The following is a 16,213-nucleotide window of genomic DNA, read 5'->3' as shown; positions in this document are numbered from 1 at the left end:
CTCTGGGGCGTTCACATGGACATCAGCGTCGGCACCAACCCGACGGATGAGGGTTTCGTCGGAATCGGCTGGCCGCAGCTTGGGGACCTTTCCAAGTTGGCAGCGAACCGAGAAGCTTTCAAAGCCGCAATCAAAGTTGCTTACCCTGACGCAAAGCCTGGCTCCATCCCGGTACAAGCCGGGGTGCTATTCCGTTTTCTTCATGAGGTGAAACCGGGCGATCTCGTTGTATATCCGTCAAAAGTGGATCGGATGGTCAACTTGGGCGAGATCGCGGGACCCTATCAATACCATCCCCTGAAGAATCCGACCTACCCCAATATGCTGCCGGTGAAGTGGCTGAAGCATCTGCCCCGTGAAGATTTCTCGCAGGACGCACTCTACGAAATTGGCTCGTTTATCACCCTCTTTGCCGTTAAGAACTACCGCAACGAGTTCTTGGCCGCACTCGATGGCTCGCCTTTGCCAGAAACGACCGAAAACGCGACGGAAGAGCGACGCGACGATGCAACGGTTTCAAAAGCTGTAGCATCGCAGGCTGAGGAAACGACGCAGGACTTTGTTATTCGGCAGCTGAAGACAGTCATTGACGCCTATCAGTTTGAACAGTTCGTGGCACACCTGCTGGAATGCATGGGCTATCACGCCCGCGTCACACCCAAATCCGGTGATGGAGGTGTTGACGTAATCGCGCATAAGGATGAGCTCGGCTTTGAGCCTCCGGTGATCAAGGTTCAATGCAAGCAGGTTACCAACCCGATTGGCCGACCAGAAGTTACGCAGCTACTGGGCAATGTGGAGAACGGCGAGTTCGGCTTATTCGTCACACTTGGCAGCTATACCAAGGACGCGCGTGAGTACGACCGGTCAAAGCCCAATCTTCGGCTCATAGATGGCGACCAGCTCGTGGGCTTGATTTTCGAGCACTACCACGGCTTCGATCCTCGCTATCAAGCTTTACTACCTCTCAAGAGGATTTATGTACCCTCTCTAGAGGAGAACCGTTCCACCTGAACTAGTTCTATCGGGACGCTTTGGCGCAAACTGAACCTAACACAATACATAATTTGTGACACTCAGTGTCTTCGCGCATTTCGCGAAGGCTAGCAACATCTCGCCTCGATATGCGTGCGGCTGATCGCCGCTTTCAAACGTTTGGTCGATGCAAAAAGCTGCGCCGGCAACATCGCTATCGGCGATATAGCCGGTTGGGTCTTCGTCATATGGGCGCGTTGCAACAATAACCTGGGCTCTATAGAGTTACTTTGTTCGGAGCACGGTAATGGAACTGCGCTAGCTCTGAGACCGAGCCGGGAACGTTACATCGAAATCATTCATAATTCCGGAGAATATGAGCTACTAAGCTAGCTTGTTTTCAGCTCGCACGAGGACAAGAAAAACTTATAGGTCAATAAAATAAAAAAGTTAAATGGCGCACCCGACAGGATTCGAACCTGTGACCTTTGGAATCGGAATCCAACACTCTATCCAGCTGAGCTACGGGTGCAGCCTCGACGCGTGAATCGCGCAGCGGTTGGTTCATAGCCCAGCTTTTCTCTCACATCAATGTCAAAATACGAGAGTGTTGTGAAACTGCGGCTGTTTGGTGATTTGAAAAATTATGGTGTTGTTCGTGGTTTCAGAGCTGGTCAGGGTGGGTTGAGATTTGCACTTGTGAAAAAGACGCTCCCATAAGTAGTGACGATTTTCTTGACAGGTTCGTGTGGTACCCGGTTCCGCCAGTTCTTCGTGAAGGGGGATATGAGAATAACTGACGGGTTGGCGATGTGTTTGCCGGCTACCGAAATGTTCACTTTGCGGTGATCACTTTTTCGGGCTTTGGCAGCCTAATATTAGGGCTTTTGTCAGTGTTACGGTGAAGATTTTCGGGGTAACCACCAAATTATTATACAATATTAGTATCATCTACATTTATTTTGAATACAGTTTTAGCGCTTTGTCGTTTATGCTGCCGCCCGGGTAGATGGTACGAATCACGCGGGGATCCGATGGCTTTACGATTGGCACGGGACAACGAACGAAGATCCGAAAAGATGGAATTTGACGAGACTGATGCGGAAATCGACTACGGTTTGTTGTCGAACGCGATCAGTTATCACTTGCGACATTCGCAACTTGCCGTGGCAAACAGTTTTGCCGATGTGCTGGCTGAACAGGGCCTTAGGCCAGCGGATTTTTCCGTTCTCGTAATCGTTGGTGGCAATCCCGGTCTCAAGCAAAGCGACGTTGCAGAGGCGCTCGGTATCCAGCGGGCCAACTTCGTCGCCATCGTCGACAGCATGGAAGAAAAGGACCTGCTTGTCCGTCGCAAATCGGAAGACGACAGGCGGGTGCATTTTCTCGACATGACGAAAAAGGGTGTCGGGCTGCTCGACAGTCTTTCCGCCAAATGGCGCGACCGTGAAGAAAAATTGATCGACAAGATTGGTGGCGAGAAGGCGCGCGACAAACTTCTTACCCTGCTTGGACGCTTGCGCGATTGATCAGAGTTTTTTCTGGAATACGCAGGGCCAGTCTTATTTTTTGATATTCCTTTGACTTACGACGATTTTACTTGGCGATTTGCTCGGGAGGCGACATAGAGCGTTCCCAAAGCCGGTTTCGGCACATCAGCCTCCACGGAGACGCCATGCTTAATATCGACACGAGCCATCCGCTCTATCGTCCCATCTGGGTGCGACTGCTGATCGTTGGGTTTTGTGCCGTCTGGGCGGTCGTTGAGTTCGTCAATCGGGAATTTTTCTGGGGCACGGTTGTCGGCGGCATTGCTGTCTATGCCGGCTATGTGCTGCTGGTGGCTTTCAAGCCCGGGCCGGCTGCAGATGAGATCAAAACGAACGAAGAACCTGCCGACAAGATAATCGATAAGGACGAAACGGCATAATTGCTGACGTTCGACTGTCAGCGCCGTAACATGCGGATTGCCTGATCGATCAGAAGATTGGCTGCTGTCATGCGCAGTGTCGCATTTTGCCGGAACTCCGGCCTCACACCGTCTGGATGATTAAGTCGGGCGAAGCGGCGTCGTTTTTCGGTGAGTGTCGCCAGCGTATCGCGTTCGGTGATGTCCAACTCGTTGGCGACGTCCTCAAGCGAGGTTTTCTCAAGATAGCTCGGCATGGGGTCCGGTTCGGGCTCAGGCTCCGGTTCGGGTGGTGGCGGAGCGTCAGCCAGGAATGCCATATAGGCCTCCATGCCGCTGTTGCCGGGTTGCCTTTCTGATGTTTCCGTATTGATGACGAAACCCGACGTCATTCCGCCGACGCGGTAATTTACCGGTACCTCATCGCCTTCCGCAGTATTTTCGTCTGCTTCCCGCTTCAGTCTTTCAATGACTGACTGGAAAACGGATTGTCCAAATAGCATCCGTCCACTCCTTATCGGGCGTCATTCAAGCAACGAAGGATTGTGCCGGGCTTGTCGACGGGAATTGCACCTCGGTTGCAAGTTTGCGGCTCTCCTCAAGGACGAGATCGTAGAGGAGACGCGCACTAGGGGGCAAAACACGACCTTTGGTTGTTATGATGCTGTAAGGTTTGACGTTCAGGTCAAATTCTGTCGGCAAAACCCGTGTTTTACCGATCTGCGCCTGCTGCGCTGCAACAAATTCGGCCATATCGAGAGCGATAGGAGCGATGGCGTTGGTGTTGCAGACGAGCGCGAGTGTCAGGACGACAGATGGCGTGTTGATAATGTTGCGCGGCATGGCAACACCGTGGGCAAGGAAGACGTCTTCCATGGTCCTGCGCAACAGCGCGCCGGGGGGCTGGAAGACCCAGTCATAGGCGGAGAGATCTTTCAGTGCCACCGGTTTGCGGCTCAGCAAAGGATGCCCCTCGCGGACGATCAGGCAGGCCCGCTCAATGCCGATTTCGTAAATGGAGAACAGGCTGGGGTCGAGATCATCGGGTATTCGGCCGATAATGAAATCGTGCCTGGCAGCCAGGAGTTCCCGGGCCAGAATGTTGCTGCTTTCCACCTGCACATTGATTTCAATGCCGGGATAAGTGTCCATGGCGCGGCGGATTGCCGGGACCACCAGACTGATCGCCGGGGCTGTGACGGCACCGATATAGACGGAGCCGCCGCTTCCGGATTTCATCTGATTGAGTTCGCGGCTTGCCTCACGCAGTTCCAGAAGGATTGTGCGCGCTCTCTTTGCCAATGCCTCGCCGAATTTCGTCAGAACGACGCCGCGCGAGGCGCGTCGACAGAGCGGGCTTTTGGCAATGGCTTCCATTTCTGAAAGCATGCGGGAAGCGGCCGGTTGCGTCATGTTCATGGCTGCTGCGGCTGCACTGACCTGCCCGTGTTCTTCGATCATCACGAGCATGCGCAGATGGCTCATCTTCAGCCCGGCGCGCAACAAGGGGTTGTCTTCGAAGACAAAAAGCCCTTCAGTATTTTGCGGATGCTCATACTCTTTATGGTTGTTCATCGGCTTTTTGTTTCTCTCATTCGGTTATTATATCGATTTAATATATCAAAATTGATATAGGTAAACTGATTTATTCTATTTGACAGTTATATGGATTCGGAACAGTTTGCGGGAATGCCGGGGAGGAGCGGCAAGTGGACCTGTTTCGCATTTGCGAAAAGGATTGAGCCACCGGGCGGCTTCTCTCTTTCATGGCATGGATTTTGTGGTGCGCCGCAGCATGCGGGCGCCAGAGATAAGGGTTCAAGGGAGAGAGTTAATGAAATCCATTATTTCGTTGCTGGCGGCTTGTGCCATCGGTGCAGCATCGTTTGCTGCGCCGGCTTTCGCACAAGACAAGGGTGCCGTTGGCATTGCCATGCCGACCAAGTCTTCCGCGCGCTGGATCGATGACGGCAACAACATCGTCAAGCAGTTGCAGGAAGCTGGCTACACCACGGACCTGCAGTACGCAGACGACGATATCCCGAATCAGCTTTCGCAGATCGAAAACATGGTCACCAAGGGCGTAAAGGTCCTGGTTATTGCTTCGATCGACGGAACGACGCTTTCGGACGTTCTCAAGCAGGCTGGCGAGCAGGGCATCAAGGTCATCGCATATGACCGCCTGATCCGTAACAGCGGCGACGTCAGCTACTACGCAACCTTCGACAACTTCCAGGTTGGCGTTCTGCAGGCGACTTCGATCGTCGACAAGCTCGGCCTCAAGGATGGCAAGGGTCCGTTCAACATCGAACTATTCGGCGGTTCTCCGGACGACAACAACGCCTTCTTCTTCTACGATGGCGCTATGTCCGTTCTTCAGCCTTACATCGACAGCGGCAAGCTGGTCGTAAAGTCCGGCCAGACGGGCATGGACAAGGTTGGCACGCTGCGTTGGGATCCGGCAACGGCCCAGGCCCGTATGGATAACCTGCTTTCGGCTTACTACACCGACGCCAAGGTCGACGCTGTTCTGTCGCCTTACGACGGTCTGTCCATCGGCATCATCTCCTCGCTCAAGGGCGTAGGTTATGGCTCGAAGGACCAGCCGCTGCCGGTCGTTTCCGGTCAGGATGCTGAAGTTCCGTCCGTCAAGTCGATCATCGCTGGCGAACAGTACTCCACCATCTTCAAGGATACCCGCGAACTGGCGAAGGTTACCGTCAACATGGTCAACGCGCTGATGGAAGGCAAAGAGCCTGAAGTCAACGACACCAAGACCTACGAAAACGGCGTCAAGGTTGTTCCGTCCTACCTGCTGAAGCCGGTTGCCGTGACCAAGGACAACTACAAGCAGGTGCTTGTTGACGGTGGTTACTACACCGAAGACCAGCTGAAATAATCTGACAATCGCGGGGAAGGCTTGCAGCTTTCCCCGCTCTCCATAAAAATAAAAACCCCGGAATTAATCGGGCGCTGGATTGCGATATGGCCAATACCATTCTCGAAATGCGGAACATCACCAAGACGTTTCCAGGCGTGAAAGCGCTTGAGAACGTCAACCTCCAAGTGAAGGAAGGTGAGATCCACGCACTCGTCGGTGAGAACGGCGCTGGAAAGTCGACTTTGATGAAGGTCCTTTCCGGTGTTTATCCCGCGGGCACCTATGAAGGTGAAATTCACTACGACGGCGCCGTCCGTAATTTTCGCGCGATCAACGATAGCGAAGATATCGGCATCATCATCATTCACCAGGAACTGGCGCTCGTGCCGCTGCTGTCGATTGCTGAGAACATCTTTCTCGGCAATGAAGTTGCGTCGAGCGGCGTCATCAACTGGCAGACCACGTTCAACCGCACCCGCGAGCTTCTGAAGAAGGTCGGGTTGAAGGAATCGCCTGAAACCCTCATCACCGACATTGGCGTCGGCAAGCAGCAGCTCGTCGAAATCGCCAAGGCGTTGTCGAAGAGCGTGAAGCTGCTCATTCTCGATGAGCCGACGGCGTCGCTCAACGAAACCGATTCCGAAGCGTTGCTGAACCTGCTTATGGAGTTCCGCAAGCAGGGCATGACGTCGATCATCATCACCCACAAGCTGAACGAAGTGCGCAAGGTGGCCGACCAGATCACCGTGCTGCGTGACGGCATGACCGTGAAGACGCTCGACTGTCATAAGGAAGAAATCAGCGAAGACGTCATCATCCGCAACATGGTGGGCCGCGATCTGGAAGATCGTTATCCGCCACGCGATGTGCCGATTGGCGAAACCATTCTCGAAGTGAAGAACTGGAACGCCTATCACCAGCACCACCGCGACCGCCAGATGCTGCACGACATCAACATCACCGTCCGCAAGGGCGAGGTTGTCGGCATCGCGGGTCTGATGGGCGCGGGGCGCACGGAATTCGCGATGAGCGTGTTCGGCAAGTCCTACGGCCACAAGATCACCGGCGAGGTGCTGATGGACGGCAAGGCCGTCGACGTCAGTACGGTTCGCAAGGCAATCGATGCGGGTCTCGCTTATGTCACGGAAGACCGCAAGCATCTCGGTCTGGTGTTGAACGACAACATCCTGCACAACACGACACTCGCCAACCTGGCCGGTGTCTCCAATGCGGGGGTTATCGATGACATCAGGGAGATGAAGGTGGCGAGCGATTTTCGCACGCGCCTGCGCATCCGGTCTTCGGGCATCTTCCAGGAGACGGTCAATCTTTCGGGCGGCAACCAGCAGAAGGTCGTGCTGTCGAAGTGGCTGTTCTCCAATCCCGAGGTTCTGATCCTCGATGAACCGACGCGCGGTATCGACGTCGGTGCCAAATACGAAATCTACACCATCATCAACCAGCTCGCTGCCGACGGCAAAGGCGTTCTGATGATTTCATCGGAAATGCCAGAATTGCTCGGCAATTGCGACCGCATCTACGTCATGAACGAAGGCCGCATCGTTGCCGAACTGCCGAAGGGAGAGGCGAGCCAGGAAAGCATCATGCGCGCTATCATGCGCTCAGGGGAGAAGAACTCATGAGTTCGGCCAATACAACAAAAGAAGAAAGCAACATCATCTCCGTGTCGTCCTACATTCGCGCCAATATCCGCGAATACGGCATGCTGATCGCGCTCGTCGCCATCATGGTTTTCTTCCAGTTTTATACCGGCGGCATTCTGTTCCGCCCGGTTAACCTGACCAACCTCGTTCTGCAGAACTCGTTCATCGTCATCATGGCGTTGGGCATGCTGCTCGTCATCGTCGCGGGGCACATTGATCTTTCGGTGGGCTCGATTGTTGCGTTTGTCGGCGCGATCGCCGCCATATTGACGGTGCAATGGGGCATGAACCCGTTCCTCGCGGCGCTCATTTGTCTTGTCATCGGCGGCATCATCGGTGCTGCGCAGGGCTATTGGGTTGCCTATCACCGCATCCCGTCGTTCATCGTGACGCTGGCGGGCATGCTGGTGTTCCGCGGCCTGACGCTTTTCGTGCTGGGCGGCAAGAACATTGGTCCGTTCCCGGCCGATTTCCAGGTCATCAGCACCGGCTTCCTGCCTGATATCGGCGGTATCGAGGGTCTCAACACGACCTCCATGATCCTGACCGTACTCGCACCGATCGTTCTGTTTTATCTGGCCTGGCGTCGTCGTGCCGTGAACGTACAGCACGGCATCGATGTCGAGCCGTTCGGCTTCTTCATCGCCCAGAACCTCGTCATCTCCGCTGCGATCCTTTTCCTCGGCTATCAGCTGTCGACCTATCGTGGCCTGCCGAACGTTCTGATCGTGATGATTGCTCTGATCGTGCTCTACAGCTTCGTGACGCGCCGTACCACCATTGGTCGCCGCATCTATGCGCTGGGTGGCAACGAAAAGGCGACGAAGCTTTCCGGTATCAATACCGAGCGGCTGAACTTCCTGACCTTCATCAACATGGGCGTTCTTGCCGGCCTGGCTGGCATGATCATCGCAACCCGCCTCAACTCGGCGACACCGAAAGCCGGTGTTGGCTTCGAACTGGACGTGATCGCGGCCTGCTTCATCGGCGGTGCTTCTGCATCCGGCGGCGTCGGCAAGATCACGGGTGCGGTTATCGGCGCCTTCATCATGGGTGTCATGAACAACGGCATGTCGATCGTCGGTCTTGGCATCGATTTCCAGCAGATGGTAAAGGGCCTCGTGCTTCTCGCTGCCGTGTTCTTCGACGTCTACAACAAAAACAAGGGCTGATTGTCCAGCTAGATATAGCAAGCAAAAAAAGTGGCCGGGTTCCGGCCACTTTCATAAGATGCAGGCGCATTGCGCCGCAGGTTTGAGAGACAGGCGTAAAGCGCCTTAGGAAGGAATGACCGTGCTAATTTCACAGATCAAGGACACCAGCGGCAAGATCGTCGTGGCAGTTCGCGAAGAGGGCGGCGAAGCGCGTGCCGTCAACAACGCAGAATCCGTTTATGCGCTTGCCATGGAAGCCGCCAACGGTGGCAAGAGCCTTGCGGATGTCATTTCCGCGCATGGTCTGGGCGAGACTGTCGACCTTGAGAAGGTCTATGCAGAAGGCCGTTTTCTGCCGCCGATCACGCATCCTGACCCGGCGCATCTGCATTTGACGGGTACGGGTCTGACGCATCTCGGCTCCGCCGCAACGCGTGACAGCATGCACAAGAAGACGACGGAAGCCGCCGAGGAAAGCCTGACGGATTCCATGAAAATGTTCCGCATGGGCCTCGAGAACGGCAAGCCGAAGGCCGGTGAAAAGGGCGTTCAGCCGGAATGGTTCTATAAGGGCAACGGTTACGTTGCTGCCGCTCCTGGTGCTGCGCTCACCTCTCCATCCTTCGCGCTTGACGGTGGCGAAGAGCCTGAGATGGCTGGCATCTACATTATCTCTGACAAGGGCGAACCGGTCCGCATCGGCTTTGCTGTTTCGAATGAGTTCTCCGACCACGTCACCGAGCGGATCAACTACCTTTATCTGGCGCATTCCAAGCTGCGTCCGGCAAGCTTTGGCCCGGAAATCCGCGTTGGCGCACCGCCCTCGGACATTCGCGGTACGTCGCGCATTCGTCGTGGCGACAAGGTGATTTTCGAAAAGCCGTTCGTTTCGGGTGAAGACAACATGTCCCACACCTTCGCAAACCTCGAATATCACCATTTCAAATATGGATTGTTCCGTGCACCGGGCGACGTGCATGTCCACATGTTCGGCACTGCAACGCTTTCCTTCGCAGATGGCGTGAAGCCGGAGGCGGGCGACGTATTCGAAATCGAAGCCGCTGGTTTTGGCCTGGCGCTGAAAAACCCGCTTGCCGTCGATGCGGAAGAAGAGATTGCCGTCCGTCAGATCTGATCTGGTGGAATGAACGATCAGGGCCCCGGCTGGAAACAGGCGGGGCTTTTTTATGAGGGGGGCATTCCGTCGAAGCCCCAAAGTCGTCCTTCGCCCACCTCGACCGAATTTCCTGCGGGGTCGCGGATGTAGACCGACCGGCTGTCATTGCCCCAGCGATGGTAATGTTCGACAGCAATGCCGAGCGCGATGAAATGATCGCGCCATGCATCGACCTCCGTACTGTCTTTTACCCGAAAACAGAAATGTCCCTGACCTGCCGTACCGTGACGCGGGATGGAATTGTGCTCGTCTGCCTTGCGGGATTTCTCCGGGTCGAAGATCAGCAACATCTGTTGCCCACAACGGAAAAACACGAACTGTCCCGGAAGTCTCCTGACCATTTCAAGTCCGAAAACCTCACCATAAAACTGCTCGGCGGCCTCCAGATCATCGGCGTAGATGGCTGTCTCCATAATGCCGCCGAGTGGCTTCATTGTCTTTCTCCCTGCATTCCTGCCAGTCTCACTGCCTTTCATCACGACGTCTACCATTTTGTTGAGAAGGGGCTTGAACCTCTAGTCGCTATAGATGCTAGCCATTGTCGCAAGTGATGGAGGCGGCGTTCATGGAGGCAAAGAGGTGAAGGCTTATCTGGTAGAAACGCCGTTGTTGAATTATCGCTCGCACAGCATACAGGCGCTTCTTGCCGCAAGAGGATGGGCCATGTTGTCGCCGTTCGAGCGCATTGGTGCGGCCTATGACTTCGTAAGAAACGATGTCGCCTTCGGTTACAATCGGGCAGACGATATTCCTGCCACGGCTGTGCTTGCCGACGGCTATGGGCAATGCAATACCAAGGCCGTTTTGCTGATGGCACTTCTGCGCGCTTTGGAAATTCCATGCCGTCTGCACGGCTTCACGATCCACAAGGGATTGCAGCGGGGTATCGTGCCCGAAATCGTCTACGGCATCGCGCCTGACAGCATTCTGCACAGTTGGGTCGAGATCTGGTTCGAAGATCGATGGATCGAACTGGAAGGCTTTATTCTCGACGCGCGGTTTTTGAAAAGCCTGCAAACGCATTTTGCGGAGCAGGGCTCATCCTTGTGTGGTTATGGCGCGGGAACGGATTGTCTTGACGCACCCGCCGTCACATGGACCGGGCGCAGCACCTATATCCAGAAGACTGGAATCAATCAGGATCTTGGCCCGTTCAACAGTCCTGATGCCTTTTATCGGCAACACAAACAGGCGTTCCACGGGGTAAAACGCCTGCTCTATTCATTCTTCATACGACACTGGATGAATGCGCGGGTAGGACGTATCCGTGACGGCCGAGTGCCGGCTATTCCTGGAGGATCTCATGCGCATCGGCACAAGCCGGGCGGTGTCTTGTCATGATAGTAGGCTGATTAGATTATGCCTTGATGGCCGTGATATGGAGCCATTCGGTCGGCTCTTTGTCATAGCCGCTGCCTTGCCGTGTTTCGATCGCCAGCTCCTGCCAGCCATGCAGCATGTAGGTTTCCGTCAGCCATTCTTGCGTTGGATAATTGAAATACCGACCGAACCGGTCGCGGCCGTCCGTTTCACCCGCCTTGAAACTTGCATGGAAAACGCCGCGCGGCTTCAGGGCATGGTGAATACGGCCTAGGATTCCTGACAGCGAGGGGCGAGGCGCGTGCAACAGGCAGGCATTTGCCCAGATGCCCTCATATCGCTCCTCGTCATCCAGTTCATCAAAGAACAGTTGCCTGACGGGAACACCCAGTCTTGCCTGGGCCGCCGCGACTATTGCCGGTGTGCCATCTGTCGGATGAACGTCAAAGCCTCTTTCAAGCATGAAAGCGCTGTCCTGGCCGCTACCGCAGCCAAGTTCAAGGATCGTTGCGCCAGGCGGCAGCTTTTGGAGAAACGGCTCGAGATACAGAATGTTCGCGTTGCGCATTGCCGACGTATAGGCATCGGCATTTTGCTTGTAAAAGCCGATTGTTTCGTCGTCCTTGCCCGTCACTGTTTTATCACCGTCAGCTTTGTGATTGGCTCTGGCTCTGCGATTGCTGGACGGTTACCGAGACGTTGAGGGTTTCGCCGGCCTGGCCGATCCGCATGCCGGATACAGGCGCGCAATCGCGGTAGCACAGGCCGGATGCGATGCGCACATATCGGTCGTCGGGGCAGATGTTGTTGGCAGCGTCGAAACCGACCCAGCCAAGTCCCTCCAGGTGCACCTCCGCCCAGGCATGGGTCGCAGTCTGCTCTGCCACGTCCTCCATCATCAGATAACCGGAAACGTAACGGGCAGGCAGGCCGATCAAGCGCGCCGCAGACACGAGAATATGCGTGTGGTCCTGGCACACACCCTTGCCGGTTTCCAGCGCCAGTTCAGCGGTTGTTTCCGGGTCTGTTGCGCCAGGAACATATTCGACCTTGCGATGGATGTTTTCCATCAGGTCGTGCAGACGCGCCAGTTCGCTCTCGCCATTGCTCACCTTGACCAGCTCGCGAATGAGCTTTCCCGGCTTGGTGCGTGGTGTTTCGCGCAGAAAAAGCCAGAGTGGTGCATTGCCGATATGGTAACCGTAGACACCGGCCTTGTCTTCGGTTTCGACAACGCCGCTTGCAATTACCTTGACCTGTTGCTGTGGACCTTCGGTTTCCACCAGAGAGACCCTGTTGCCGAAATGGTCGTCATAGGTCACTTCGACGGTCGCGCCATCGACTGCGACAGCCCAATCCTCGACCTTCTGGCAAGGGCCGGTCTGCGGTGTCAGCCGCAACCTTTGCAAGGCATAAGGCATTGGCTCGTCATAGACATATTCTGTCGTATGGGTGATTTTCAGACGCATACCCTGTCCCCGTCCACGCGCTTACTGATAGAAGCGGTAGCCTTCCGTGATTTCCTGCCCCAACTGCCCGTTGCGGATGACGAATCTTTCCAGAAACTCGTGCAAGCCTTCATCCATGACGCGATTGATCGTCGTCGTGTGCAAGGTGTTGCGGATGCTTTCGGCCGTTTCGTGCGCCTGGTGCCGCTCGCCGTAATCCTCTGCAATGTAATTGAGATTGCTGGCGATCTTGTCGTAGCAATAGGCAAGAGAGCGCGGCATGCGGGCGTTGAGGATCAGGAAATCGGCAATATTCGCAGGCTTGTACTCTGCGTCATACACCCAGCCGTAGGAACGGTGGGCAGAGGCTGAGCGCAGGATCGATTCCCACTGTACGTTATCGAGCGATGATCCGACATGCGACATGCCTGGCAGCAACACATAATACTTCACATCAAGAATACGCGCGGTATTGTCCGCACGCTCGATGAAGGTGCCGATGCGCGAGAAATTGTAGAGATCGTTGCGCAGCATCGAGCCGTGGAACGCGCCGCGCACCAGTCCGGCGCGATGTTTGATGACATCGATGATCTGCGGCAGTTCGGCGGCTTTCACACGTCGACCGAGGAGGTTTTTCAGTTCGATCCAGAACTCGTTCGTGGCCTCCCACGTTTCACGCGTCAGTGCCGTCCGCACCATGCGGGCGTTGTTGCGGCCTGACTCGATGCAGGACATGACGCTGGAGGGGTTTGATCTCTCACGCAGCAGGTAGTCGATCGCGTCGACTGCCGTTACCTTCTCGTTGGTTTCAAGAAACGCTTCGCGTACGCCCGCACTTTGCAGTACGCCATCCCAGTCTTCATCGCCGGTGCCACTGCGTGTCAGCGACATGCGTAAGCCCGCGTCGATCAGTCTGGCGATGTTTTCTGCACGCTCGATGTACCGGAACATCCAGTAGAGCCCATTTGCCGTCCTGCCCAGCATGGCTTAGTCCTCCAGTACCCACGTATCCTTGGTGCCGCCGCCCTGGCTGGAATTGACCACGAGCGAGCCCTTCTTGAGCGCAACGCGGGTCAAACCGCCGGGAATGATCTTCACCTTGTCGGAAACGAGGACATAGGGGCGAAGATCGACATGGCGCGGCGCGATGCCGTTTTTCACCATGATCGGCACGGTCGAAAGCGACAGCGTGGGCTGCGCAATGTAATTGGCCGGGCGCGCCCTGAGCTTCTCTGCGAAAAGCGCTCGTTCCCGCTTCGAGGCCGTCGGGCCGACCAGCATGCCGTAACCGCCCGAACCATGGACTTCCTTGACGACAAGGTCGGCCAGGTTGTCGAGAACGTATTTCAGGCTGTCCGGCTCGGAACAGCGCCATGTCGGCACATTTTCCAGAAGCGGCTTGCGACCGGTATAGAACTCAACGATTTCAGGCATATAGGAGTATATGGCCTTGTCGTCGGAAATGCCGGTTCCGGGTGCGTTGGCAATGGTGATATTGCCGGCCCGATAGACATCCATGATGCCGGGTACGCCAAGGGCGGAATCCGGACGGAAGGTCAGCGGGTCGAGGAAGTCGTCATCGACGCGGCGATAGAGGACGTCTATTGCCTCGTAACCCCGGGTGGTGCGCATCTTGACCTTCCCGTCCATGACACGCAGGTCCGATCCTTCCACCAGTTCGACGCCCATCATGTCGGCGAGGAACGAATGCTCGTAATAGGCGGAATTATAAATGCCCGGGGTCAATACGGCGACGCGCGGCTTGCCGGTGCAGCCGGGCGGGGCAAGCGATGCCAGCGACTGCCGCAGCAGGTAGGGGTAATCCTCCACCCGTTGCACGCGGTTCTCATGGAACAGTTCCGGGAACATCTGCATCATCGTTTCGCGGTTTTCCAGCATGTAGCTGACACCGGATGGTGTGCGGGCGTTGTCCTCGAGAACATAGAACTGGTCTTCACCGGTGCGAACGATATCCGTGCCGACGATGTGAGTATAAACGCCGCCGGGTGGCGTGAAGCCGATCATTTCCGGCAGGAAGGCCTCATTCTTTTCAATGAGTTCGCGAGGAATACGTCCGGCGCGAATGATTTCCTGCTTGTGATAGATGTCATCGAGGAAGGCGTTGAGGGCGAGCACCCGCTGTTCGATACCCTGCGCCAGCTTGCGCCATTCCCGTCCGGATATGATGCGCGGGATGATGTCGAATGGTATCAGTTTCTCGGAACTGTCAGCGTGGCCATAAACGGCAAAAGTAATGCCGGTTTTCCGAAAGATGTTTTCCGCGTCTTTTGACTTCTGGATCAGGTGCGCGCTGTCCTGTCGGCTGTACCACTCGTTGTAGTTTTCGTATGGGTTTCGCGGCGTGTTGTCCGCATTCATCATTTCGTCAAATGCCAACTTCGATGTCCCCTTTTTTGCCATATGAATACAACGTCAGAAGCAATGCAAGAACTATGCAGGCCCCCGGTTGAAGATTTTCTCCCGGATTGTGGCCGAGCTATCCTTATAAAAAAGAAGCAATTTTTGAGATTTAGCCTATAAATGCGGCACGTCGAAATTGGTTGCGTCGGGTGACAGGGCGGAGAGGGGCTGCTGGACTGTGCGGCCATTGGGCGAATGCATAAAATTTGCTCTTTCGCTTTCTGCTGATGCTGGTCGGTGTTTCATCAGAAAAACTGAATGATGCGATCACGAAAAGACTTTTGACCTTCGTCTGTAACGGAGTTACCGGCGTTCAAGCCGCCATTACGGCAAAGTTTTCGGAACGCGCCCATGTCTCTTGACCGTCTGGCTCCGGCCATTTTCGTCTTTCTCTGGTCAACCGGGTGGGTGACGGCAAAATATGCCGTCCACTACACCGGACCACTGACGTTCCTCTGTCTTCGCTATGCTCTGGCGGGTGTTTTGCTGTGGCTGATCTGTCGAGTGGCAAGCGTGAGTTGGCCACGGGAATGGAGGGACATCGGTCGTGCGATTTTGTCTGGCGTCTTCCTGCACGGCATCTATCTTGGCATGATCTGGTGGGCGATTGGCCAGGGCGTTCCGGCGGCAATCGGTGGTATCATTGCCGGATTGCAGCCGCTGATGACTGCCGTTGCCGCTCCTTTTGTGATCGGCGAGCGATTGTCAAATGCGCAGCGTGCCGGACTGGTCATCGGTTTCGTGGGTATAGCGATCGCAGTTTTGCCAAAGGTGATGGCGGTCGGGGCCGCCGGGGTGCCGGTGCCGTTTTATGCTGTGGCCATCAATGTCCTTGGCATGGTTTCGGTCACCTACGGGACGCTTTACCAGAAGAAACATGTCCATAGCGGAAACATCATGGCGGTGGCGACACTGCAATATGTCGGCGCTTTGCTCATAACTGTGCCATTCACGTTCTTGCTCGAGGATGGCCACATCGACTGGAGCACGGGGCTTCTGGCGACGCTTGCATGGTCGGTCGGGGCAATTTCCATCGGCGCGGTTGCCTTGTTGCTCTATCTTATTCGCAAGGGACAGGTTTCGCGCGCCGCATCACTGATCTATCTTGTGCCTCCGCTTGCTGCCATCGAAGCGGCTGTTCTGTTTGGCGAGACATTGACGACTGCGATGATGGCCGGGACCGTACTTGCGGTCGCGGGCGTCTACCTTGCAAATCGCAAACCTGTTGCTTCGGCGTCCGGCGGTTAACACTTGCCTATGTAGA

At 55.5% G+C, this 16,213-nt stretch carries 16 protein-coding genes and 1 tRNA gene; 9 read left to right on the top strand and 8 right to left on the bottom strand.

Going from position 1 to position 16,213, the window contains the following annotated elements:
- The first annotated feature begins 15 nt into the window (after positions 1-15).
- Positions 16-1,014: a restriction endonuclease gene (locus tag HWX89_RS21670; RefSeq protein ID WP_138791197.1), complete on the top strand. Its 999-nt coding sequence runs from the start codon at positions 16-18 to the stop codon at positions 1,012-1,014.
- A gap of 416 nt (positions 1,015-1,430) precedes the next feature.
- On the opposite strand, the gene HWX89_RS21665 is transcribed toward HWX89_RS21670, so the two are convergent.
- Positions 1,431-1,507, bottom strand: a tRNA-Arg gene (locus tag HWX89_RS21665).
- 502 nt (positions 1,508-2,009) lie between these two features.
- Between HWX89_RS21665 and HWX89_RS21660 the strand changes: the two genes are divergently transcribed.
- The gene (locus HWX89_RS21660; RefSeq protein ID WP_138791196.1) at positions 2,010-2,504 is read left to right on the top strand and encodes a MarR family winged helix-turn-helix transcriptional regulator; all 495 of its coding nucleotides are present in this window, start codon (positions 2,010-2,012) and stop codon (positions 2,502-2,504) included.
- Between the two features lie 146 nt (positions 2,505-2,650).
- Complete coding sequence (locus HWX89_RS21655) at positions 2,651-2,905, top strand: hypothetical protein (protein ID WP_138791195.1); 255 nt, start codon at positions 2,651-2,653, stop codon at positions 2,903-2,905.
- 17 nt (positions 2,906-2,922) lie between these two features.
- On the opposite strand, the gene HWX89_RS21650 is transcribed toward HWX89_RS21655, so the two are convergent.
- Entirely contained in the window at positions 2,923-3,387 is a 465-nt protein-coding gene (locus HWX89_RS21650) for a hypothetical protein (protein ID WP_138791194.1), read from the bottom strand.
- Positions 3,388-3,412: 25 nt separating this feature from the next.
- Positions 3,413-4,459: a LysR family transcriptional regulator gene (locus tag HWX89_RS21645; protein ID WP_138791193.1), complete on the bottom strand. Its 1,047-nt coding sequence runs from the start codon at positions 4,457-4,459 to the stop codon at positions 3,413-3,415.
- A 259-nt stretch (positions 4,460-4,718) separates the two neighbouring features.
- On the opposite strand from HWX89_RS21645, the gene chvE reads away from it, so the two are divergent.
- The 4 genes from chvE (at position 4,719) to araD1 (ending at position 9,718) form a co-directional block, all read left to right on the top strand.
- Complete coding sequence (gene chvE / locus HWX89_RS21640) at positions 4,719-5,783, top strand: sugar ABC transporter substrate-binding protein ChvE (RefSeq protein WP_138791192.1); 1,065 nt, start codon at positions 4,719-4,721, stop codon at positions 5,781-5,783.
- A gap of 86 nt (positions 5,784-5,869) precedes the next feature.
- The gene (gene gguA / locus HWX89_RS21635) at positions 5,870-7,408 is read left to right on the top strand and encodes a sugar ABC transporter ATP-binding protein GguA (RefSeq protein WP_138791191.1); all 1,539 of its coding nucleotides are present in this window, start codon (positions 5,870-5,872) and stop codon (positions 7,406-7,408) included.
- Entirely contained in the window at positions 7,405-8,601 is a 1,197-nt protein-coding gene (gguB, locus tag HWX89_RS21630) for a sugar ABC transporter permease GguB (RefSeq protein ID WP_138791190.1), read from the top strand. Before gguA ends, gguB begins: the two co-directional genes overlap by 4 nt.
- A 121-nt stretch (positions 8,602-8,722) precedes the next feature.
- The gene (gene araD1 / locus HWX89_RS21625; RefSeq protein ID WP_178340893.1) at positions 8,723-9,718 is read left to right on the top strand and encodes an AraD1 family protein; all 996 of its coding nucleotides are present in this window, start codon (positions 8,723-8,725) and stop codon (positions 9,716-9,718) included.
- Between the two features lie 50 nt (positions 9,719-9,768).
- Here araD1 and HWX89_RS21620 read toward each other — a convergent pair whose 3' ends face one another.
- Positions 9,769-10,194 carry a VOC family protein gene (locus tag HWX89_RS21620; RefSeq protein ID WP_178340861.1) on the bottom strand — a complete coding sequence of 142 codons (426 nt, stop codon included), beginning with the start codon at positions 10,192-10,194 and terminating at the stop codon, positions 9,769-9,771.
- Positions 10,195-10,339: 145 nt separating this feature from the next.
- Between HWX89_RS21620 and HWX89_RS21615 the strand changes: the two genes are divergently transcribed.
- The gene (locus HWX89_RS21615) at positions 10,340-11,101 is read left to right on the top strand and encodes a transglutaminase-like domain-containing protein (RefSeq protein ID WP_353505711.1); all 762 of its coding nucleotides are present in this window, start codon (positions 10,340-10,342) and stop codon (positions 11,099-11,101) included.
- 16 nt (positions 11,102-11,117) lie between these two features.
- Here the strand turns inward: HWX89_RS21615 and HWX89_RS21610 are convergent, their stop codons facing one another.
- The 4 genes from HWX89_RS21610 to HWX89_RS21595 are packed head-to-tail and all read right to left on the bottom strand — an operon-like array spanning position 11,118 to position 14,925.
- On the bottom strand, positions 11,118-11,714 hold the full coding sequence (locus HWX89_RS21610) for a class I SAM-dependent methyltransferase (RefSeq protein WP_138791187.1): 597 nt from the start codon (positions 11,712-11,714) through the stop codon (positions 11,118-11,120).
- A gap of 13 nt (positions 11,715-11,727) precedes the next feature.
- Entirely contained in the window at positions 11,728-12,549 is an 822-nt protein-coding gene (locus tag HWX89_RS21605) for a transglutaminase family protein (RefSeq protein ID WP_138791186.1), read from the bottom strand.
- 21 nt (positions 12,550-12,570) lie between these two features.
- Positions 12,571-13,512 (bottom strand): alpha-E domain-containing protein, encoded by a 942-nt coding sequence (locus HWX89_RS21600; RefSeq protein WP_138791185.1) that lies wholly within the window; start codon positions 13,510-13,512, stop codon positions 12,571-12,573.
- A gap of 3 nt (positions 13,513-13,515) precedes the next feature.
- Positions 13,516-14,925: a circularly permuted type 2 ATP-grasp protein gene (locus tag HWX89_RS21595; RefSeq protein WP_178340860.1), complete on the bottom strand. Its 1,410-nt coding sequence runs from the start codon at positions 14,923-14,925 to the stop codon at positions 13,516-13,518.
- A 375-nt stretch (positions 14,926-15,300) separates the two neighbouring features.
- Here HWX89_RS21595 and HWX89_RS21590 point away from each other — a divergent pair, with 375 nt between their 5' ends.
- Positions 15,301-16,197 (top strand): DMT family transporter, encoded by an 897-nt coding sequence (locus HWX89_RS21590; RefSeq protein ID WP_138791184.1) that lies wholly within the window; start codon positions 15,301-15,303, stop codon positions 16,195-16,197.
- Positions 16,198-16,213 lie beyond the last annotated feature (16 nt).

Source organism: Rhizobium sp. RM, from assembly GCF_013390595.1.
Taxonomy (GTDB): Bacteria; Pseudomonadota; Alphaproteobacteria; order Rhizobiales; family Rhizobiaceae; genus Agrobacterium.
This window is presented reverse-complemented; position numbering and strand designations above follow the sequence as displayed.

What these genes read in the sequence shown, in the direction of transcription:
- HWX89_RS21670 (WP_138791197.1), top strand. Translation starts at nt 16, where the DNA reads ATGGACATCAGCGTCGGCACCAACCCGACGGATGAGGGTTTCGTCGGA.
- HWX89_RS21660 (WP_138791196.1), top strand. Translation starts at nt 2,010, where the DNA reads ATGGCTTTACGATTGGCACGGGACAACGAACGAAGATCCGAAAAGATG.
- HWX89_RS21655 (WP_138791195.1), top strand. Translation starts at nt 2,651, where the DNA reads ATGCTTAATATCGACACGAGCCATCCGCTCTATCGTCCCATCTGGGTG.
- HWX89_RS21650 (WP_138791194.1), bottom strand. Translation starts at nt 3,387, where the DNA reads ATGCTATTTGGACAATCCGTTTTCCAGTCAGTCATTGAAAGACTGAAG.
- HWX89_RS21645 (WP_138791193.1), bottom strand. Translation starts at nt 4,459, where the DNA reads ATGAACAACCATAAAGAGTATGAGCATCCGCAAAATACTGAAGGGCTT.
- chvE (WP_138791192.1), top strand. Translation starts at nt 4,719, where the DNA reads ATGAAATCCATTATTTCGTTGCTGGCGGCTTGTGCCATCGGTGCAGCA.
- gguA (WP_138791191.1), top strand. Translation starts at nt 5,870, where the DNA reads ATGGCCAATACCATTCTCGAAATGCGGAACATCACCAAGACGTTTCCA.
- gguB (WP_138791190.1), top strand. Translation starts at nt 7,405, where the DNA reads ATGAGTTCGGCCAATACAACAAAAGAAGAAAGCAACATCATCTCCGTG.
- HWX89_RS21620 (WP_178340861.1), bottom strand. Translation starts at nt 10,194, where the DNA reads ATGAAGCCACTCGGCGGCATTATGGAGACAGCCATCTACGCCGATGAT.
- HWX89_RS21605 (WP_138791186.1), bottom strand. Translation starts at nt 12,549, where the DNA reads ATGCGTCTGAAAATCACCCATACGACAGAATATGTCTATGACGAGCCA.
- HWX89_RS21600 (WP_138791185.1), bottom strand. Translation starts at nt 13,512, where the DNA reads ATGCTGGGCAGGACGGCAAATGGGCTCTACTGGATGTTCCGGTACATC.
- HWX89_RS21590 (WP_138791184.1), top strand. Translation starts at nt 15,301, where the DNA reads ATGTCTCTTGACCGTCTGGCTCCGGCCATTTTCGTCTTTCTCTGGTCA.